Here is a 20,706-nt window from a genome sequence, read left to right as displayed (position 1 = left end):
AGGCCGTCCTGGGTCCTCGCGACACACCTGGATTGTGCCCCATAAACTCACCGCAGGCCGATCAAGTTTCCCTGTCGGCTCATTTTTTGAAATCATTACTCCTTGCCCTGATTGAAGTTGAGAAAATTTGCGAATTTTGCGGAGGGAGTTGCAAAACCGCAATCGAAATCGTAGGCCCTAATGGAGATAGACGTCGACCGAGGGCCGGGCGGGCCGAGGGGGAGACGTCCGATGGGCAAGACGATGAAGCGACGGCGGGCGACCGGCGAGGCCCGTGAGTTTCGCGACCAGGAGTGGCTTCGGCTTCACCAGGAGGGGAAGTCGACCTCGGCGATCGCCGAGGCTGCCGGCGTGAGCGTTCAACTCGTGCGGCGGGCTCTGGCCCGTGCCCGCGAGCTGGACGCATCCCGCGAACAGGATGTCGCCGCCCTAACAACTTTGCAGCCACGGGAATCCGAGGCGAGTGAGGAAGGCTCGCCTTCCAGGACCGCTGCGCCGCGGACGCCCTGGTGGCTGGAACTGGTCCCGCTCTTCCCGATCGGCCCGCTCACGCCGACCTCGGAATGCCCGCATCGCGGGCCGCTCGAAACAGGCTCGCTCCTCTGCTGCATGGTCTGCTCGGCGTCGGGGATGGACAGCCACGCCTCCATGAAACGCGACCCCGAGACCGACCCTCAACCCGAGCCCAGCCGACCCGCCGACCCGATCGTCACGCAGACGACGGACGCCGGTCCCGCGGTCGAAACCCGCCGCCAACGCCGGGCCCGGAAGTTCGCGGACCGCCGCATTCGAGACGACGGTCCCTCCAACGCAACCCCGCACACGCCGCGATAATCCCTGATTCGGGATATCGCATTCAAGAATGGCTGGGCCGAGCCCCAGCATGATGCTAGCGACGGTTCCTCTGGGCTGGGTCTCGCCCCAGCCCATGAGGAGGATGTCCGTCCGCCGTGTCATCCCGTATTCGCAACAGGAGTTCCTCGTCATGACGTTCACGCAAATTCTCTCCACGCTGGGCGTCGTCGGTGGGGCCGCGCGGAGTTGGGGGCCGAAGTTGGCCGCCGCCGCGGCGTTGATCTCCGTGGGGTTCGGGCTATCGGAGTATCGGTCCAAACCGGCGGAGCCGGCGGCGGTCGTCAGCATCAGGGCGACGGGGCGGACTTATCCCAAGACGCTGGCGACCGCTTATGCGGCCGCGTGGATCAAGGGGGCCGAGGCCCTCGAGGCAGGAAAGGGCCCAGTCGACGCGCTGGGGGTGGTGACCGAGGCCTGGACGGCCGGGCGGGTCGCGCTGTTCGACAAGGCGGTGGCGCCGGCCTTCGCGGCGGTCGTCCCGGAAGGGAAGGCCGATGCGGAGGTCTCGGCGGCGGATCGGGCCGCGCTGGCGGCGCTTTGGCGAGCCTTCGCGGCGGGGCTCTCGGGATCGAAGTGAAAACCCAACTTCCTGGGCGGCTTCCGCACACCATCATCCGAGGCGACCGATGAGCGATTCGACTTATCCTTACATTGGCGGTTGGCTGGGCGTCGACGACGTCCAGCGGGGTTTCGCGGCCAAAAGGCCGACGCTGGCGCAGACGGCTCCGGACCTGATCGGCGACGAGGCCGACGGCAAGCCGATTTTGGTCTACAAGGCGCTCAAGGACGTGCTGGGGGCGTATCCGTCGTACCCCGCGCAGCAGATCGGCGATTGCGTGAGCTTCGGCCACGGTCACGGGCTGGACATGCTCCAGTGCATCGAGATCGCGCTGGGGGCGCCCATGGACTTCCGCGAGACGAGCACGGAGTTCATCTACGGGACGTCTCGCGAGGTGGCCGGCATTCTGGGTCGAGGCGATGGATCGTACGGATCGGCGGCCGTTGAGGCGATGACGAAGATCGGCGTCGTGAGCCGCGAGATGGTGCCGGACGGAGCCTACAGCGGCACCCGGGCCAAAAGCTGGGGCCGCTACGGTGCGCCGGCCGACCTGAAGCAGAAGGCCGCCGAATTCAAGCTGGGCTCGACCGCCCAGGTGACGACGTGGGCTGAGCTGGTAGCCGCGCTCAAGAACGGCTACCCGGTGACGGTCAGCTCGGGGCAGGGGTTCACGATGACCCGCGACGCGGCGGGATTCTGCTCGGCTCGGGGCGTGTGGGGGCACTGCATGGTGATCGGCGGGGTGCGGTTCGACCGCCCCGGCGCGTGCATCTTGCAAAGCTGGGGACCCGACCAGCCGGCCGGGCCGTTGGCCCTGGACCAGCCCTCGTTCAGCTTCTGGGCCGATCGGGCGACGATTGAAGGAATGCTGGCGCAAGGAGATTCCTGGGCGTTGGCCAAAGCGCCCGAATTCGCGGCTCGAGCGCTCCCGGAGCACTGGAGCTACCATCAGGCCGCCTGACCGCGACGACCGCCGACGGTCCATCCGTCGCGACCCTCCTCACCCGTCTCGCGTAGTCCCCAAGCCTCCGCCGGAGATCAGCCGAGAGGACCGAATCCTGCTGGCCGCCCTGGTCGCCACGGCCCTGCTGCTGGTGGGGTCGGAGTTTTACTGGGGGGTGGTGTCGGGTTATTAGGCGGCGGAGACCGACCGAGACGGTCTTCCCCCCTCGCGGGGGAAGACAGATCGCGGAGCGATCAGATGAGGGGGACGACCGGCGTCGGACGAATGTCCTCCGGTTTGCCTCGAACGCAAGGCCGATCCCCCCTCATCCGGCCCTTCGGGCCACCTTCCCCCGCGAGGGGGGAAGGCCGTTATGGTTCTGATTCGCCCGATGATTTGACGTCCCTCTCCCGGGGGGAGAGGGGACCTGTCTCACTCCCATCGCGTCACGCTTTTGTGATTGAACTACACGCCTCGTCAAACGAAAGGACCCCTGTCCATGGGCACCGCGCTGCAGATTGCGCTTTACGTGTTGAAGAACTACAAGACCTACGCGGCGTTGATCGCGGCGGTCAGCTCCGGGGTCGGGATGATCCTGGCGAAGAACTACGACGGCGGGATCGAGACAATCCTTCAGGCCCTCACCATCGTCTTTACCGGCGCCAGCGCGGCCGGCGTGCATGCGGCGGCCGTGAACGCGGCCAAGGCCCCCAGCGCCTGAGGCGCGGGACGGGCTGCGTCGGTAATCGTCGTCGACTCGTATCAGGATCGGTCGAACCATGAGTTACTACCCGGACCTATACCAGAGCCTCGCCTACACCGGCGGGCTGGCGGCGACGACGGGCGCCCTGGTGGCGCAGGCGGTGTCGTCGGATCCGGCGGTGGGCGCGGGCTCGTTCTTGCTGGGGGGCGCCGGGTTGATCGCCGCGGTGTCAGCCTTCACGAAGGACTTCTGGCAAGACCGCCAGAAGCAGCGCGAGCACGAATTGGCGAGGCTGAAGATCCGAGCGAAGAACGACCAGGCCGACGCAGCTCTGGCCGCCGTGCTCGCCTGGATCCGGGCCGCGCACCAGGCCGACGCCGGGCTCCCACCAGCGCCCGACGTCGGCCCTATCCCGGACCATCGCAATGACGAGTAACCATATCCTCAGCGCATTTCGGGTCTGGCTCGAGGGTCGCAAGAGCCGGCTGCCGGGCCTCATCGCGACGCTTTGCCTGACAGCGGCGGGCCTGCTGGCGCTGGCCTCGGCGGCTCGTCGCCAGACGCCGCGGCCGGCCGTCTTGCAAACTCCGCCGCCCCCCTGCGACCACGCGGAGAGCGAGCGTCGTCGGGAGGCGATGGACCGCCGCCAGGCGGACTTGATCGACAGATTCGAGCGGATGCTGGACGGCCTCTCGGCGAATCGCTGAGAGGTTCGCAAAGGAGATAGGAGGAGATCGACGATGGGTCGAACCACGAACAAGGTCGAATCGCGGCGGCCCGATCCGATCGAGGACGAACCGCCGCTGGGGCTGGACGACGTGATCCGCCAGCGGTTGACGATGTTCAGCACCGACGGCACGCGGACCTGGGCGGAGGCCCTGGCTGACGCCCTCATCAAGGCGGCCGTCGGCGGGGACCTGAAGTCGCTGGATGCCCTGAGCCGACGCGTCGGGAGTGCACCGGAGAGCGTCGTTACGCCGATCCTGGCCATCGACGACGAGACCGCCCGCAGGATCCTGGAGGCCGCCCGTGGACCGGTCAAAGCTCGATCATCTGATTAAAGCCGTGCGCGATCGCCGGCCCAGGACGAACGCCGAGCTGAGCGACTGGGTCCACGCCTTCACCGGGCTGAGCATCCCCCAACGTCCCGTCTGCCGGGGGCATTCAGCGCCGTTCACGATGTTCGCGGAGCAGGTTCTCAAGCGGCCGCCGCTGGCCCTCTGGCACGGTCCCCGAGGGAGCGGCAAGTCCTTCCTCTCCGCGCTCGACACCCACCTGGCGAGCCGGTTCAACGTCCGGCACGACACGAACATCCTGGGGGGCTCGCGGGCCCAGTCGGAACAGATCTACCGAGCGCTTCGGACGGTCGTCCACGACGCCGGCGGGCCGCTGGGGAGCGATCGCGACGCGGTCCGCAGCCTGCTCAAGACGGAGGCGACCTACGTCAACGGCTCCGGGGTGTCGATCCTCGCGGCCAGCCCCACCAGCGTTCGCGGCCCGCACGTCGCGTCGCTGAAGCTGGACGAGGTCGACGAGATCGACCCGGACATCCGGGAGTCGGCCCTGGGCATGGCGATGGATCTGCGAGGCGTCAAGGCGAGCGTCCTGATGACGTCGACGTGGCATCGGCCGTCGGGCCCGATGGCATCGCTCGTCGAGCAGGCCCACGAGGGCGCCTTCCCCATCCACACGTACTGCATCTTTGAAGTCCTTGAACGTTGCCCGACCTCGCGGAGCGGCAAGAAGCTGGAGAAGTGCCCCAGTTGCCCGCTGATGCCGTGGTGTCATGAGGACCGCGACCAGGACCCCTGGGGCCGTCCCAAGGCCAAGCGGAGCAGCGGGCATTACGGGATCGACGCTCTGATCCAGAAGGTGCGGGGCGTCTCGCCGCGGACCTTCGCCAGCGACTACCTCTGTCGGGGCCCCAAAATCGACGGGCTCTGGTTCAAGGAGTTCGACGAGGCGAACGTCTCCGAGACGGCCGAATTCGACCCCAGCCTGCCGGTGTACGTCGCGGTCGACTCGGGCGTCTTCACCGGCGCGGTGGTCTTTCAGATCGTTCGGGGCTGGCAGTGGGCCGATCCGCCTGAACCGACTCGCGTGCACATCCTGGCCGACTACCTGTCGGAAGGTCGCACGGCCGAGGCCTGTGCGATGGACCTCCGGGAGCTGCTCGACCGCCATTGCGGGTCGGCCCCGCGGTTCGTGTCGACGGACTCGGCCGGCGGGGCGAGGAACCCAGTCGGGCCGACGGTGATCTCGGAATACGAGCGCTGCGGGCTGGTGGGGTCGTCGGGGATTCAGGCCTGGCCGAAGTACGCCGGCTGCGTTCAGGAGGGGCTGAACCTGGTGGAGGGCCTGGTGCGATCGGCCGACGGATCGGCCCGGCTGTTGATCCACCCGCGCTGCACGCGGTTGATCGCGGCCATGCAAAACTACGCCCGGGCGAGGCGGGCAGGCCAGTGGATGGACTACCCGGCCGACCCGCAACACCCGTGGGAAGATCTGGTCGACGCCCTTCGAGGCGGTCTGGCCACAGCCCTGCCGGACGGGGGGAGGGAGTCGATGCCGATGCGGCGGGCCCATGCGAACCGGGTGTTCTGACGGAACGATTCACGTTCGGATCGCCCCGATTTGTAGGGGCGCCCCTTGTGGGCGCCCGACCGCCTTCGGACGTCCCACCGCTCTCGCACGCCCAGTCGCCAAGACTCGTCGACGGTGATTGGGCGCCCACAAGGGGCGCCCCTACAACCTGGGGTTAATTCGTCCAACGTCATCGGTTGCACGGTTTTTCATAACATCGGAAGACGACATCCTCATGCTGACATCGAACACCATCGGCGCGTCGATCGTCCCGATGCCCGGGGCGGCCATGCCGCGGATCGTGCTGCCGGACGGTCGTCGGATTGACGCCCCTCACCCGGAGTGGCAGGCTCACCAGCTCCGCTGGCGCTGGCTGCTCGATTCCTGGGAAGGGGGCGAAGCGTATCGGACGGCCGTCTACGGCTACGATCCCCACGGAATGCCCGTGCGGAACCTCGTCCGCCACAAGCGGGAGTATCCGTCCTCGCTGGACGCCGGCGCCTATCCGCCCAGCGGCCGGCCGTTCGGCACCGACCCCGCCCACCAGGCCACCGACGACGACTATGAGCTGCGACGGGCCCGCACGCCGGTCCCCACGTTCGTGGCCGAGGCCGTCGAGGCCCACCTCGCCCGCATCTTCAGCCGCGAGGTCAAGCGGCACGGCTCCGATCGGCTGGAGGGCTGGTGGCGCGACGTCGACGGCCGCGGCACCACCATCGACGAGTTCATGTCCAACTCGGTCGCCCCGCTGTTGCTCGTGCTGGGCCAGCTCGACCTGATGGTCGACCGCCCCGCAGCCCCCGAAGGCGAGACCGTCCGCACCCGGGCCGACGAGATCCGGCTGGGGCTGGACCAGGCCGTCGCCTCCTACATCCTGCCCGAGAACATGCTCTGGTGGCGGCTCGACCGCGCCGGGCGGTATGACGAGTGCCTGATCCGCGAGGTCCACGACGGCGGCGTCGCCTATCGCCACTGGGACGAGACCGAGTGGACGCTGTACGACGCCCGAGGCGAGATCGTCGAGGGGCCCGTCGAGCACGGCTACGGCCAGGTCCCCATCGTCCGGGTGTTCGACCGTCGCCGGCCGCGATGCACCAACATCGGCTTTCCTCGTTATGAAAGCATTGCTGAAATTCAGCGCGAGTTCTACAACCGCGACTCCGAGCTGATCCTCAGCGACACCACCCAGGCCCACCCTCTGCTGCAAGGGCCGGAAGACTACGTCAAGGCGGACGGCGCCGTTCCGATCGGGCCCAACTGGCTGCTCCCCAAGAAGAAGAACAGCCAGGGGGGTTCGGCGACGTATGAGGGGTTCGACGTGGTCGAATTCCCCAAGGCCGGGGCCGAGTCGCTGCGGCTGAACAAGGCCGACCTCCGCGACGCCGCCGACCGGGCCGCTCTCTTGCTGAAGCCGGCCGGCGCGGCGGGGACTGGCGGGTCGACGGTCGCCCAGAGCGGCGTCTCCAAGCGGATCGACCAGGCGGCGGGGAACGACCTGCTGTCGAAGGTCGCCGCGACGCTCGCCCAGGCGGAACGCCGGCTGGCCGAGCTGGCCATGACGGTGACGTCCGGCGGATCGACGGCCGACGACCGAGCCGCCGTTCGCATCCAGTACCCCACAAGCTTCGACCTCTTCACCGGTGAAGAATTGGCCCGGACGGTCGGCCAGTTCCAGACGATCCTGGCCGCGGCGGGGCACGCTCCCAAGACGGAGAGCGAGATGCTCGGCAAGCTGGTCCGGGTGATGCTGCCGGGACTTGAAGATCAGGATTACGCCGCGTTCGACGCGGAAATCGACGCGTACTTGGGGCTCGACGCCGGGGCGGTCCGGGAAGAGCCCTGAGGGGCCGCCCGATGCCACCCGACCTGCCGTCGACCACCCCGCCCTTGATCGAGGACCATCCGTGAACGACCAAGCGAACATCGATGTGAACGCCGCCGCCGAGACCCCGGCGAACCCGGCGTCCGAGGACCGCCAGCGCCTGCGGGCGCTGGAGGCCCGCTTGCAGGAGTTTCAGCGTCAGCAGGAGGCGACGCTGGAGTTGAAGGAGAACGAGCGGCTGCGGGCGCTGGCGGAGAAGGGGCAGATTGAGGAGGCCCTGGACCAGCAGCGTCGGACCTGGGAGCAGAAGCACGCGGAGGCCGTCAGCCGCTACACGCTGCTGGAGCAGCAGATCTTCGGCGAGCGGAAATCGGCGGCGATCGCTGAGGCCCTGCAGGGCCGGGCGTTCGTCGGCGAGTCTCCCGAGCAGAAGTCGGCCGCGGCGGCGATGGTCCGCCGGCTGCTGCAGGACGAGTTCGAGACCGTCCGCGAAGCCAGCGGCGCCCTGACCGTCCGCGAGCGATCCACCGGCCGCCCGGCCGTTGAGGCGCTCCGGGAGCGGCTGGAGTCGCCGAGCTTCGCGATCTTCTTCGCCCCGACGTCCCGCGGCGGAGCCGGCGGCGACGCCAGCCGCCCGTACGTCGCCCCTCGCGGCGCCCAGCCGGGCTCGCTGGAGGCCATCGTCGGCCAGTGGAAAGACCGGCAGAACCAGTATCAGTCGTTCGGTCTGCATCCGTTGTCGTGACGCGGTTTTTTGACGCCTTCCCCCCTGGAGGGGGAAGACGTCGGAAATCCCACCGCTCGGTTCGTCGCCTCGTCCCGCCTCGTCTCCGGCCGGCTTCGTCGGCCGTCGTCCCCCGTGCGCCTTGAATCCACATCGGAGAGCCTGTACATGCCTTCGTACGACAACAGCCCGCTGACGCAGTTCAACGCTTTCAACGCCGGCGTCCTTCCTTCGGACGTCTTCGGCGTGGCGATCAACTGGTTCGTCAACCGGACGCCGCTGACGTCCCGACTGCCGAAGCTGCCGGTGGCCTCGCCGCAGTTTCTGATCGTCAACGACAACTACCGGCCGCGGTCGGTGGCCCTGAACAACGGCGGTCCGTTGAACCCCGTGGCCACGACGATCGCCGCCGCCGACGCCTCGGTCTTCGACTCGGGCGACGTGATCTCGATCGAGCAGGAGTACCTGCTTGTGACGGCCGTCGATCCGGTCGCCAACGCGTTGACGGTCGTCCGCGGCTACGCCGGCACCACGGCCGCCGCCCACGCGGACGCCCTGCCGATCCTGCTGGTCAGCAACACCCGCACCGGCGCCGAGACCAACGTCTCCGGCCTCAGCCGGATCCCCCAGGCGACCACCCAGTACTGCCAGACGGTGCAGCACGCCTACCAGGTCGGCGGCGCCCTCCAGGCGGACTCGGGCTACGCCTCGTCCTTCGCCACGCCGCTCGACCGCGATCGCATGCTGGCCATGCAGCACGTGATGGACGACTTTGAGAGCGCCGTGTATTACGGCAAGGGCGTCGGTCTGACCTCTCCGGCCAGCCGCCCCTTGATGAAGGGCATCCAGTCGATCCTGGCGACGAACGTCGTGACGGCGCCCACCAACGCCGCCGCGTACAAGCCCAGCGACCTGATCCGCGACACCATCCAGGCCTGCTTCAACGGCGGCGGCAATCCCAGCCTGCTGCTGGTCAGCACGGACTTCCTCTCGGCCTTCGCCGTGTGGGGTCACGCCGCGATGCGGGTCAACGCCGGGTCGAACGTCTTCGGCACCCCGATCGACCTCTTCGAGGCGCCGTTCCTCAGCGGCATTTCGATCGTCCCCGCCCCGCTGCTCCGTCCCGGCACGGCCGTCTGCCTGTCGGCCAACGAGGCCCGCGTCCGGCTGAAGCGGTCGATGATCGACAAGCCCCGCGGCAGCCGCGGCGACGCCTTCGAGGGCGACATCATCATGGAAGGCGCCATCGAGATCGACAACGAGGCCCATCACGCCTGGGTCTCCGGGATCACGGCCTTCAGCGCCTCCTGATCCCAGGTTTTCTCTGTCTGTCCCGCCCCTTGCAGAGGGCCGCCACGCCCGGTTTCGGCCGAGCGTGGGCGGCCCTCCCCGCCTTCTTCCGTCATCATCGCGAGCCGACATGAACACGCGACCGAGTTTCACGTTCCCCGGCCTCTGGCCGTACATCGCCCGCGCCGGCGAGGGCCGCGACCTGCCGTTCCTGGGCCGGGCCGTGGGGCTCTGGCACTGCAAGCAGGTGCAGGACGCGCTCGGGCAGCTTCCGGGGCTCGACGCCGATTCGCGCGCCAGCCTGCTGGAGCACGTCGCCGAGGTCCGAGACAGCCTCGCCGCCACGCTCGAGGGGATCGACCTGGCCGTCCGCGAGACGACCGAAGCCCTCGACGCCACGCCGAATCTCATCGCCGAACCGCCGCCGGCTTCGTCGCCGAAGCGGAAGCGGGGGTGAGGCGACGACGTCGCTCATGACGGTCTTCCCCCCTCGCGGGGGAAGACAGATCGCGAAGCGATCAGATGAGGGGGACGACCGCCGTCGGATTCACATCCGAAGCATTGCCTTCGAAGCAACGCCGGTCGCCCCCTCATCCGGCCCTTCGGGCCACCTTCCCCCGCGAGGGGGGAAGGCCGTCGTGAGCCGAAAGACTCTCGACGCTAACCGACATGATCTGTCCCTCCAGCACATCCCTCTGCGAGCCCTCCATGAGCCAGTCCGATCGACTCTCGACCGTCTACGCCTCCGACGAGGACGTGGCCGTCCGCGCGGCGGGCGATTTCGTCGTGCTGGCGCCCGCCTGGCAGAAGCTCGCCCAGGGGACCGACGGCGCCTTCGCCGCGGGGGACCTCTGGACGCTATCCTCCCCCTCGGCCGACTTCCAGGCGGCGGGGGTTCGCCCGGGGCACGTCGTGCTGCTCCGCAAGCCGTCGACGGCCTTCAAGGGCTCGGGGGAGCTGTTCGCCATCGCCTCGGTCTCGGGCGGGTCGGTCACGCTCCGCCGGATCGGCATGGACGCCGGCCTGGGCGCTCCGGCGTCGCCGTCCGGAGGGCTGACGGCCGTCGAGTTCCTCATCGCCACGCTCGGGCCCCAGATTGAAGAGGCGTCGTTCGAGTTGAATCGTCGCTTCAACATCGACCCCAACTTCCCCGGCCGGACGCCCGCCGACCTGCGGGACGCCCGCGACCTCCGCCGGGCCTGCGTGCTGATCGTCCTGGCCCTTCGCTACGCCGCGGAGACCCGCTCCGATGAAGGGGACTTCGCCCTGAAGCTCCGCCAGACCGAGGCCGAGCTGTCCGAGGCCCTCTCCCGCCTGGACGTCCGCTGGGGCCCCCAGGGCTCCGACCGCCAGCCGGCCGACGTCTTCCGCACTCGCATCGAGAGGTAAAAATCCATGCCCCCGTTGGTCGACCCCGAAGAGGGAGAGCCCGCCGGCCCGATCTTCTATCGGGTCTACTCGAACGACGGCCACGGCGGCCCGATCGACTACGCGACGCCCGTCGCCGAGGTCTCCGACGCGACCTGGACCAGCGGCCCGCTCGACGCCGCCAGCTCGTATCGGTTCGGCGTTCGGGTCTACGACTCTCGGTCCGGGCTGGAGGAGTCCAACATCGACGCGTCCACGGCGCTGGTGCTTGACGCCCTCGCTCGAGACGCCACGCGAACGCCCCCCGCGCCGGTCGGCCTCCGAGCCGTCCCCCTGGCCGGCGGGGCCGTCCGGCTGGAGTGGTCGTGCCCGGCAGCCTCAGCCGCTCGCAGCCCCAGCCAGTTCAACGTCTACATGAACCCCGGCGCGATCGCGTCCTACGCATCGCCGACCGCGACGACGCCGGCCTCGAATTCACGAAACGGCGTCTACTCGATCGAGCTGACCGGACTGGCCGACGGCGTCGCGTACGCAGCGGTGGTCCGAGCCGCGAACAGCTCCGGCGAGGAGCCCAACACCGCGGCGGTCCAGTTCACCGCCGACTCCACGGCTCCCGCCCCCATCGACGCCCTGATCTCCGCGGCGACCTCGCGATCGGGCGTCTGACGCGCGTCGCCGCGTCCGCAGGGCCGCCGCGACTCCTCGTATCACTTGAATCAAAGCCGAAGCCTCGGCAGGATACCGTAGGATACAACATGGCCATTCTATTCGACGGCTCCGCGTATCTCCGGTCCCCCGAAGCATGGGGCGCCGAATCCTACGCCGAGTTCACGACCTCGTTCGTCCTGGCGTTCAACGGCCAGACCCGGCCGCTGGGGGCCCAGTATCCCGTTTTCAACTACCACTACCGGTTCTCGCTCAACAACTACTCGTCCGGCGGCGTGCTGGACATGATCTGCAACCAGACGGACGTGGAGGCCGGCGCGTGGACCCAGGCCGAGGTGCAGGGGTTCCCCCAGGGCGTCCCCGTCCAGGTCACGCTCACCTACTCGGCGACCGACCCGACTCGCCGCTTTCTGGACATCAACGGCCATCGCGACCACGGCGACTGGGCGACCACGCTCGCCGGCTTCGTGCGTCTGGACCAGGGCTGGACGATCGGCACGGACGGCTCCGGATCGTCCAAGGTCTCCATCCAGAATCTCCTCTTCATCAACAAGGCGATGACGGACGAGGAGATCGAGGGCTACCGCTCAGACCCTGAGGGGACCCTCGCCGCGCTCACGGCGACCGTCAAGCGGTTCTACTCATTCGACGGAACCGTCGGCACGGCCGTGGCCACCGGCGACGCCGGCATCTCGATCGACGGCGACCCTGACCACAGCTTCATCGCCGTGCCGGCCGTCGGCTCGACCATGCAGTACGTCGAGCCGATCCAGGCCCGACGGGCGAGCGTGGACCAGGCCTACATCACCACCAGCGGCGACGCCCTCATCATCTCGCTGGTCAAGCCGGGGAGCATCGACGATCTGGCCGTCGTCGACGCCTCGCACCTCGCGCAGATGATCTGTCCGACGATTTCCATCAACGGAGGACCGTCGATCGTCCTGGACGGCCCGGACTCTCCCCGCACGTACCATTACGGCCCGCACGGGGCGTTCTTCTGGCTCTTGCCGGTGGGGGTCGGACCGCTCACGAATTCGGACGTCGTCCACATCAACGCCCCCCGCGACTGGGTCGGCTCAGAGGTCGGCGGCACAGACGGAATGACCAACCGCGTGGTCGACATGCGCGTCGGCAAACCTTCGTCCAAGCCCTCGGACGGGCTGATGAAGGTCGGCGGCCAGTGCACCACTTACGCCAGCTCCATCTGGTCCGGCAACAAGGTGATGGCCAACGTCGCCAAGTTGATCGAGAACCGTGGCGACAAGTGGGAAGACGGGACGATGAAGGGGGCCTTCGGCCAGCGGGTCTTCTGGTACCCCGGCGAGACCTACTTCGACAGCTACGGATGGGACCCCACGCCGTATTACGGCAAGTGGCTCCTGATGTGGGAAGACTACGGCAACGGGTATTCCCCGTTCGTCGACATGTACGTCAAGAGCGAGCTCCCCACGGTCTACGTGGATCAGCTTGACGACTACTCGAGCGACGTGGACGGCAAGCACGTCCGCGTGCTGGAGGTCTCCAAGAACGTCTGGAATCTCACGCTGGCGGCCTCGATCGACGCCTCGACGACCTCCATCCCGCTGGTCGCCGCCCCCGGCTACGCCTGGCAGGGATTCCCCGACGCCCCCTACTTCATCGTCCTGACGATCGGTACGGAGAAGATCAAGGCGACCGGGTACGACTCGAGCACCATGACCTTCACCGGCTGCCAGCGCGGCTGGGACGGCACCACGGCGGCCGCTCACGCCAACGGCAATTCCCTCACCGCCTTCCACACCAACAACACGTTCGGCCTCTGGATCTGGACCGACCACGACGAGACGCACCGCTACAAGAACCTTCAGCTCTACGCCCCCGGCAACTGGGACGAGCCAGCCGAAGCCGGCTCTGTTTCGTACACGCCGGAAGACCACTACAAGATTGACAAGTATTTCTACGACAACTTCATCTCCCAGGGGATGGGGCCGCATCGCGTGATGGAATGCGCCGGTGGCATGTTCGACGACCGGAGCGAAATGGACGACGTCGCGACGGCCTCCGCTCCGATGTGGAACTTCAACGAGAAGCACCAGAAGCTGGTCTTCGACCACGTCGTCGCGTTCAACCCGGCCAACCGCTACTTCTACTTCAACGGCGAAGCCTCGCACCTGGAGACGTACTCGGCGACGCTGGTGGACGCCATCGACGCGACCACGACGACGGTCCGCCTGACCCGCACCACGAGCGAGCCGGACAGCCGCATCCCTTACGGCCAGGCCGTGTTCATCGGTTCGGAGCGGATGCAGGTCGTCGGCTTGCCGGCGGTCGGCGACGACCACTACACGGTCTGGCGCGGACGGATGGGGACGACGGCGGCAAGCCACGCCGCCGGCTCCACGGCCACGGTCGGCTGGCGCAAGGCGATCACCGACGTCTCGCAGTACGGCCCCAACCCGGCGTCGAACAACGGCCACTACTACAAGTACGCTGAGATCCTCGTCGACGAGTCCCTCTCGTTGACGCCGATGCGGAACGGCCTGTTCATGCAGGGCGGGCCGAACGTCAACAACGCCGATATGATGCTGACCGCTCGGCGGACGTTCACCCTCGCGGCGGCGCTCAGCGGGACCGACCTGACGATGACGATCACGCCGGCCGACCCCGGCGATTGGGCCTGGATCAAGCCCTACGGCTACATCTGGCTGGATAGCTCCAGCGAGGCGATGACGGTCACCGCCGTCGACAGCTCGACGGGCGTCATCACGCTGGAGAGTCGTCGCAGCGACACCCCTGCCACGGGATCGATCGGGGACACCGGACGTTTCACGGCCCCCGGCCCGCTCTGGAGCAGCGAGGACGACTCGATCCAGTACTACCAGGGCCTCTACAACTACGGCCCGCCGCTGATGCAGACGGGTGCGGCGTCGGCCGTCTACATGATCACGGGGGCTCTCTCGCTGGGCGCTGACGTGCCAATGCGAGTCAAGACGACCCAGTACTTCAACAAGGACGTCGCCTACAAGCCGCGAACCGACGACCACCTCCAGGAGTATTCCCCCTGGAACTCAATCCCCTATGACTTCCACGCCCACATGTGCCTTGCGGCCCGCAACGCGGCGGGCCAGGGCTCCGGCGACGCCTGGATCTGCGTCTCCTACGGCGCGTCCGACGACATGATGTACGAGATCGCCAAGATCTACCGCGACATCCTGCCGGCGGGCTGCAAGCTGTACATGGAGTACGGCAACGAGGTCTGGAATTTTTACATCAACGGCCTCAAGACCTACGCCAACGCCAACGCCTGGGCGACGGGGATCGTCGACGGCGCCATCACGGCCTACTACCACTTCCTCCGATCCTGCAAGATGATCGAGATCGGCCGGGCCTGCTTCGCCGAGGTGGGACGGGCGCCCGATTTCCAGGGGACGATCGCCTGGCAGATCGGCGGCATGACGGGCATCTCCGATTCGCTGATCCAGCTGCAAAGTCTGGGCTTCACCATCCCCCAGGTCGACGCCGTTGCGGACGCCCCGTACACCGTGATCGCGTCCACCACGGCCGAAGCCTACAAGGCCACCTTCGACCTGTCCACGAACGAACAGGCCGTCGACCTGATGCAGTTCGACTTTGAGTTCGGGCCGGACTACTCGGAGTATCAGGGGACCGCCAAGGACGCTCGCGACGCCATCGAGGCTCACTTCGGATGGCGGCCGGCCCACGTCTGCTACGAAGGCGGGCCGGGCAACATGGCCCCGGCGGTGCCCGAGAGCTACCCCAACTACATGAACGTCCGCCAGGACGACTTCCTGCGGACCCTGGACCTCATCAGCCACCCCAACTTCCGCCACTGGATGAGGTCGTTCTATGACGTGATCCGCCGGCGCTCCGACGCGGAGGCCATCTCGATCTTCTGCTTCGGACGGCCCCCCGGGCAGAACAACAACTACCTCTTCCAGTTGTTGTGGGGCATCATCTGGCACGACCGCCACAAGGCGGGGAGAGGCGACGGAACGGACGGGCTGAACGACAACCGGCTGCACCTCTGGCAGCAAGGCAAGCCGAACTCCGTCAACGGCGACTACGAATCGGCCGGCATGTACAACGTGAGTCCCGGCCTCCTGGCGTTTCAGGAGTACAACAACGAGTACTTCGGAGCGCCCTCTCTGACGTCGGCCGTGGTGAGCGATTCGGGCGGGTCCATCCTGCTGACGTTCGACCAGTCGGTCGCGGCGGCCGGCGGCCCAGCCGCCTTCTCCGTGACGGTCAACCTCACCAGCGTCGCGGTCGTCGGCCTTGCCCAGCCGGCCGCGAACGTCATCGTCCTCAACCTCGGCGACGTGATCCTCTCCGGCCAAACCGTCCTGGTCTCCGGGACGACCGGCAGCGTGGTGAACGTCGACGGCCGCCCCAGCACGTCCTTCTTCACGACCGCCGTGAACCACAGCCAGCAGACTCCCCCCGATCCGGGGACCGGAACGGGAATCGGAACGATCGCCCCAGCCCGCCGCTGGCCGTTCGGCGGATCGTACTCCCGAGCCTATCGAGGCTTCCGCTGATCCTCCCTCCGACCCTGGATTTCTGATGCGGGACGTTCCTCACGGACGCCCCGCATTCGCAACCACCTTCATGCCAAAGGGCCAACGACCATGCCGAGCCCTCGCGAACGCGACGTCCGCGGCGCGATCCGCGACCTGCTGGACGCCACCGGCGCGTTCGACGGCGTCTATCCGGCGGGCCTCCCCGAAGACCGCGGCGAACGCTCGGGCGACCTTCGCGCCGCGGCGATCGAGCCCGTCGCCACCACGATATCCGCCCAGGGGGACGACGTCGGCGGCGCGCTCACGGCCGCCGCAACCCTGTCCCTTACTCTGACCGCCCGCGACGACGACCCCGAAACCCGGGACGCCGCCGCCGAACGCCTCCTCTACGCCGCGGCCGACGCCCTCAACGGCGTCTCCCTGGCCGACGTCACCCTCCCTGGGTCCACCCGCATCCAGTCCTGGACCTGGAAGAAGGCCGTCGCCCCCGAGCGCCGGATCGAGGCCGTGCTGACGTTCCAGTATCTCGTCGAGGGCTGGAACGGCTTCGACGCCTCTGAATAACTCCACACCCCGACCCTCGTTTCCATCCCCACCGCACTCCAGGAGAGCCGCCCCCATGGCCGCGACGAAGCTGCAAGCGAATTGGACCGCCGTCTCGTTCGGCTCGGCCCCGATCACCCGAGTCTCCCAGGTGACGTTCACCCAGGGGGGCTCGTTGACCTCCTACGCCGCAGACGGCGACCGCTTCCCGACGGTCGTCGTCAACACCCTGAGCAAGCCCAAGGCGACGGTCACCAGCGGCGACGCGGCCGCCCTGATGGCGATCGCCCCGGGGACCACCGCCACCCTGAGCGCCACCCACAAGGACGCCAAGGGGGAGGTCGGCGGCGACATCCTCTACGTCCTGGCGAACGCCGTGGCCGAGAACGCGGAGACCTCCGGCGCCCACGGCCAGTTCGGCACGGCCACGCTCAGCGTCATGGCCTACTCCAGCGACGGGATCACCAACCCCCTGAGCTTCACCCGCGCCTGACGGATTCCCAAATCCGCAAGGTTCGTCAAACGTCTTGCACATTCGCAAAGCGAGCCTCATGGAACCGACCTGCGACGCCCTGATCGTCCCCGAATCGTGGAAGAGCGGCGGCACCCAGCTCGATCGGATCGACTCCATCCTCCGCGTGGCCGAGCCCCTGCTGGGGGTCGACAGGTCGCGCGGGGGGCGGGCGTTCATCCGTCGCCAGCCAGGGGGCAAGCTCTTCATCACGGCCGACCCCGCCGACACCCTGGTCTTCCCCATCGGCCATCCTCGCGAAGGCCGCCCTCGATACGCCTGGACGAGCCAGGCCGACGGCACCGATCGCGGCGTCCTCGTCGCGGAGGCCGGCCATGCCTGACGAGCGATCATCGCGGCGGCCGGAGTTCAGCGTCGGGCCGGAGGTCGTCCTGGGCGACGGCCGGACCTGGACGCTCCCCCGGCCGACCCTCCGCCTCTATCCGACGCGCGACGCCGAGGGCCGCATCGTCGTCGGCGGCGGCCCCAGCTTCGGCGCCGAGTACGAAACCCTGATGGACGAGCTAGCCGGCTGCGACCCCGAGGACGCCTCCGCCCGGCTGACCATCCAGTTCCGCATGGCCGTCCTGCTGCTGACCCGCAACTACGACCTGACCGACCGCGACCTCCGCGAGCTGCTAGTTGTGGACGCCGACGACCCCGAGTGCCGCGAGCGCTGGGGGGCCATCAACCAGGCGATGACGGGCCGCGTCCCAAAACCTTCGGCCGGTGGCTCCGCTGGACCCTGATCGCGAACGGGGTCGCCCAGGACCTCCCCTGGGAGGACGCCATCGGCGTCTCCGAGATGCTCGTGGCCCTCGGCCGCGCCGTCCCTCCGTCGCGATGGGTGGACGACTGCCAGGCTCGATCGCAGGACGCCGCGCTCGAAGCCCTCTTCTGACCGCGTATCATCGTTATATGAGGAACCCTCATGGGCCTCGAAGCGTTCCTGATCCCCTTGCAAAGGCCAACGACGCCGCGCCTGACCGGGCTGGACGACGTGCTCGTCTCACCGCCGGCCCTCGCCGAACCCTCGGCGACGTCCCCGGCGCCCGAAGCCGACGAGGTGCCGGCCCCGCCGTCGCGGTCCGAGCCAAGCCCGGCCCCGGTTGCGGCACCCGCCGCGTCGGCTTCCTCGCCCAGCGAAGCTCGGCCGGTGGTTGCCGCCGGCCTGCCGTTGGCCTTACCGCCCGACGTCGTCCAGGCCGCGGCTGTCGCAACCAGGCCGCTCGACGCGGCCGAGGCTTCGGCCTCACCCGCCTCAAGGCCGAGCGAGCCCCCCTCATTCGACGCCGCCCGGCTCGACGGGTTCCTCGCCGCCTCGACGATCGATGAGTCCTCGCCGGCCGTGGCGTCCTCGGTGCCGTTGAATGACGATTCGCTCCTCGCGCCAACGGCGCTCATCCCACCGGCAGCCTCCACGTCCACCGCGAGCGCGTTCGACGCCCCCCCGCCGAGGGCCTTGGGAACGATCTCGGCCACGCCGTCGCCTCTCGTCTCGGCGGGCGGGTCGTTCGGCGGGGATTCGGGTGAGGTGTTCGGCGCGATCGAGGATCGGCTCGCCCAGATCGCCGGGCGGTTGGAACAGGCGGCGGAGCGACTCGCGGCGGCGGCCTCGACGTCGTCCGCCGGCGGCGCGCGGCCCCGGGCGTTCCGTGGGCGGATCGACGGCTGACCCGGAGGTTTGTGCACATGGTTACGTATGGCGGAGTCAATATTTTCGGGTCGGCCGTTCAGGTCCAGCACGTCCCGCGACCCAGGGCCGCGCAGACGGCCTCGTACTTCGGCGTGAGCGGGACGCAGTTCCTCGACGGCGGCTCTCGCGGCCGGGTCTTCTCGATCCGAGGCGTGCTCACCGCGGCGTCCCTCGCCGAGCTAGACGCAGCCGAGAACACCTTCCTCGCCTGCGCCGACGGCGTCGCCCGCACGCTGGTCGACAACCGCGGCCGGACCTGGTCGAACGTCGTCTTCAAGGGCGAGTTCGTCGCCGACGCCCGCGGCGTCACCGCCGGCGGCAGCGGTTGGGCCCTGCCGTATCGGGCCGTGTTTTACGGGCTCACCTGACAGCTTTCGCCGCGACCGAGGCCAAAGACAAATGCCCTTCGATCAGTCAACGATCGTCGACGTCGCCCCGCCGGTCTGGGACGGCTCGACGCTGCAGCTTTCCTGGACGTCCACTGCGCCGGCGGGGACGACGTTCCAGGTGTACGTCGCCAGGCGGCTGGCCTGGAGCGGGACGGCCCGCTGGGTCTCGCTGACGATGCCCGACTCGCGGGTTCGGGTCGACGTCGGCGCCGTCGGGGCAGGGGAGGGGGACCTCGATTTCTCGTCCTCGCTCCCCGGCGCGACGGCCGACCGCGTGACGCTCGCCTGGCTCGGCGGCTCGTACCTCGACCCGACCGGCGGTGACGACGTCCAGGGCTTCCGCGTCTTCGGCCCGCCCGCCCCCGGCGCCGGCGTCGATTACACGACCTCCCTGGCCGAGATCCCCGCCTACCCGGGCGGCACACCCATCGACGGTTATGGAATCGGCGGGTTCGGCCAGGGGGGCTTCGGAAGGGCCGTATCGTCCTACTCTTGGACGAGTTCGGCCCTGGAAGGAGGCGTCTGGACCTTCGCGGTCGCCTCGTTCGACGCGGCCGGAAACCTCGGAACGCCGACGACGTCGACGACGACGATCGCCGCGCCTCCGCGTCCCCCCGCCGCCTCGGCCGACGGCTCGCGACTGCAATACCTGTACGACCCCGCCACTCGCCAGGTCACGCTCACCTGGAACCCCAGCCCCAGCGCCTGAGATACAGGACTTCATCCGCACATGGCGACGACCTACACGCAACAAACGCGGCTCGCCAAGCCGGGCCCGGCCGACCGCGACTGGAACGTCCCGCTCAACGCCAACGCCGACGCCATCGACGCCCTGGCGCCGGTCGGCGGCCTCTGCGTGGCGACGACCGAGGTCCCCAGCGCCTCGCTCAACGTTCAGGCCGCCGTCGGCCGCTACCAGCGGCGCGACGGGACCGTCGGCACATTCGCCGGCGCCCCGACGCTGGCTCTCGCCGCCAGTACGACGACCTACGTCTATCTGACGGACGCCGGCGTGCTGACGACCTCGACGAGCAGCCTGCCGGCGACCTCCCACGTGCCGCTGGCGGTCGTCGTCACGGGTGCGTCAGCCGTGACCTCCGTGACCGACCTCCGGGTCGTCTGCGGCACGGTCGGCAGCGACGCCCGGCCGTTCCTCCCCACCGCCGGCGGAGCGATGGCCGACGGCGCGACGATCGCCGCCGGGACGACGACCGGCCTGAAGATCGGCACCGCGACGACGCAGAAGCTCGGCTTCTGGAACGCCACGCCCGTCGTCCGCCCCGGGACGTACACCCAGACTTACGCCGCAAACACGCGGACCCTGGCCGCGTACACCTCGGCGCCGGCCTCCACCGCGTACACGGGCCTCGCCACCGGCCAGGCAGGGACGCCCTACGCGCAGGCCGCCGACCTCAACAGCCTGCGATCGGCGTATGAAAATCTGCGCGTTTTTTCCGAGAACACCACCCAACTCCTCAACGCCCTGATCAACGACCTGCGGGCGATGGGACTGCTTGGCTGATCGATCGACCGT

The 20,706-nt window shown here is 68.5% G+C and carries 23 protein-coding genes; all 23 read left to right on the top strand.

The features are described 5' to 3' along the window. Positions 1-231: 231 nt before the first annotated feature. The 23 genes from G5C50_RS09920 (at position 232) to G5C50_RS09810 (ending at position 20,694) form a co-directional block, all read left to right on the top strand. The gene (locus tag G5C50_RS09920; protein ID WP_165068431.1) at positions 232-834 is read left to right on the top strand and encodes a sigma-70 family RNA polymerase sigma factor; all 603 of its coding nucleotides are present in this window, start codon (positions 232-234) and stop codon (positions 832-834) included. A 151-nt stretch (positions 835-985) separates the two neighbouring features. Continuing rightward, positions 986-1,432 (top strand): hypothetical protein, encoded by a 447-nt coding sequence (locus G5C50_RS09915; RefSeq protein WP_165068428.1) that lies wholly within the window; start codon positions 986-988, stop codon positions 1,430-1,432. A gap of 49 nt (positions 1,433-1,481) precedes the next feature. Continuing rightward, a complete protein-coding gene (locus G5C50_RS09910; RefSeq protein WP_165068425.1) occupies positions 1,482-2,375 on the top strand; it encodes a cysteine peptidase family C39 domain-containing protein in 894 nt (297 codons plus the stop codon). Positions 2,376-2,856: 481 nt separating this feature from the next. Further along, on the top strand, positions 2,857-3,078 hold the full coding sequence (locus G5C50_RS09905) for a hypothetical protein (RefSeq protein WP_165068423.1): 222 nt from the start codon (positions 2,857-2,859) through the stop codon (positions 3,076-3,078). Positions 3,079-3,136: 58 nt separating this feature from the next. Then, complete coding sequence (locus G5C50_RS33020; RefSeq protein ID WP_165068421.1) at positions 3,137-3,496, top strand: hypothetical protein; 360 nt, start codon at positions 3,137-3,139, stop codon at positions 3,494-3,496. Beyond that, a complete protein-coding gene (locus tag G5C50_RS09895; protein WP_165068419.1) occupies positions 3,486-3,767 on the top strand; it encodes a hypothetical protein in 282 nt (93 codons plus the stop codon). Before G5C50_RS33020 ends, G5C50_RS09895 begins: the two co-directional genes overlap by 11 nt. Positions 3,768-3,800: 33 nt before the next feature. Beyond that, positions 3,801-4,121 (top strand): hypothetical protein, encoded by a 321-nt coding sequence (locus G5C50_RS09890; RefSeq protein ID WP_165068417.1) that lies wholly within the window; start codon positions 3,801-3,803, stop codon positions 4,119-4,121. Next, entirely contained in the window at positions 4,090-5,664 is a 1,575-nt protein-coding gene (locus G5C50_RS09885) for a hypothetical protein (protein ID WP_165068415.1), read from the top strand. Before G5C50_RS09890 ends, G5C50_RS09885 begins: the two co-directional genes overlap by 32 nt. A 214-nt stretch (positions 5,665-5,878) precedes the next feature. Continuing rightward, positions 5,879-7,486, top strand: coding sequence for a hypothetical protein (locus tag G5C50_RS09880; protein ID WP_165068413.1), 1,608 nt, complete (start codon positions 5,879-5,881; stop codon positions 7,484-7,486). 61 nt (positions 7,487-7,547) lie between these two features. After that, entirely contained in the window at positions 7,548-8,210 is a 663-nt protein-coding gene (locus G5C50_RS09875; protein WP_165068411.1) for a hypothetical protein, read from the top strand. 147 nt (positions 8,211-8,357) lie between these two features. Then, positions 8,358-9,500: an SU10 major capsid protein gene (locus tag G5C50_RS09870; RefSeq protein ID WP_165068409.1), complete on the top strand. Its 1,143-nt coding sequence runs from the start codon at positions 8,358-8,360 to the stop codon at positions 9,498-9,500. 109 nt (positions 9,501-9,609) lie between these two features. Further along, positions 9,610-9,936 carry a hypothetical protein gene (locus G5C50_RS09865; protein WP_165068407.1) on the top strand — a complete coding sequence of 109 codons (327 nt, stop codon included), beginning with the start codon at positions 9,610-9,612 and terminating at the stop codon, positions 9,934-9,936. A 251-nt stretch (positions 9,937-10,187) separates the two neighbouring features. Then, positions 10,188-10,868, top strand: coding sequence for a hypothetical protein (locus G5C50_RS09860; protein WP_165068404.1), 681 nt, complete (start codon positions 10,188-10,190; stop codon positions 10,866-10,868). 6 nt (positions 10,869-10,874) lie between these two features. After that, a complete protein-coding gene (locus G5C50_RS09855; protein WP_165068402.1) occupies positions 10,875-11,513 on the top strand; it encodes a hypothetical protein in 639 nt (212 codons plus the stop codon). 89 nt (positions 11,514-11,602) lie between these two features. Then, on the top strand, positions 11,603-16,051 hold the full coding sequence (locus G5C50_RS09850) for a hypothetical protein (RefSeq protein ID WP_165068400.1): 4,449 nt from the start codon (positions 11,603-11,605) through the stop codon (positions 16,049-16,051). A gap of 90 nt (positions 16,052-16,141) precedes the next feature. Then, entirely contained in the window at positions 16,142-16,597 is a 456-nt protein-coding gene (locus G5C50_RS09845) for a hypothetical protein (RefSeq protein ID WP_165068398.1), read from the top strand. 55 nt (positions 16,598-16,652) lie between these two features. Beyond that, positions 16,653-17,069: a hypothetical protein gene (locus G5C50_RS09840; RefSeq protein ID WP_165068396.1), complete on the top strand. Its 417-nt coding sequence runs from the start codon at positions 16,653-16,655 to the stop codon at positions 17,067-17,069. Between the two features lie 58 nt (positions 17,070-17,127). Continuing rightward, complete coding sequence (locus G5C50_RS09835) at positions 17,128-17,430, top strand: hypothetical protein (RefSeq protein ID WP_165068394.1); 303 nt, start codon at positions 17,128-17,130, stop codon at positions 17,428-17,430. Continuing rightward, positions 17,423-17,836, top strand: a complete 414-nt coding sequence (locus G5C50_RS09830) for a hypothetical protein (protein WP_165068392.1) — start codon at positions 17,423-17,425, stop codon at positions 17,834-17,836. The genes G5C50_RS09835 and G5C50_RS09830 overlap by 8 nt, the downstream gene beginning before the upstream one ends. A 182-nt stretch (positions 17,837-18,018) precedes the next feature. After that, a complete protein-coding gene (locus G5C50_RS09825; protein ID WP_165068390.1) occupies positions 18,019-18,762 on the top strand; it encodes a hypothetical protein in 744 nt (247 codons plus the stop codon). A 17-nt stretch (positions 18,763-18,779) separates the two neighbouring features. Beyond that, positions 18,780-19,151 carry a hypothetical protein gene (locus G5C50_RS09820; RefSeq protein WP_165068389.1) on the top strand — a complete coding sequence of 124 codons (372 nt, stop codon included), beginning with the start codon at positions 18,780-18,782 and terminating at the stop codon, positions 19,149-19,151. A gap of 31 nt (positions 19,152-19,182) precedes the next feature. Continuing rightward, positions 19,183-19,881 (top strand): hypothetical protein, encoded by a 699-nt coding sequence (locus G5C50_RS09815; protein WP_165068387.1) that lies wholly within the window; start codon positions 19,183-19,185, stop codon positions 19,879-19,881. Positions 19,882-19,902: 21 nt separating this feature from the next. Then, positions 19,903-20,694 (top strand): hypothetical protein, encoded by a 792-nt coding sequence (locus tag G5C50_RS09810; protein ID WP_165068017.1) that lies wholly within the window; start codon positions 19,903-19,905, stop codon positions 20,692-20,694. The last annotated feature ends 12 nt before the right edge of the window (positions 20,695-20,706 follow it).

Origin of the sequence: Paludisphaera rhizosphaerae, from assembly GCF_011065895.1 — a bacterium.
GTDB lineage: Bacteria > Planctomycetota > Planctomycetia > Isosphaerales > Isosphaeraceae > Paludisphaera > Paludisphaera rhizosphaerae.
Note: the sequence above shows the minus strand (reverse complement) of the source record. Positions and strands in the feature narration are given on the sequence as shown.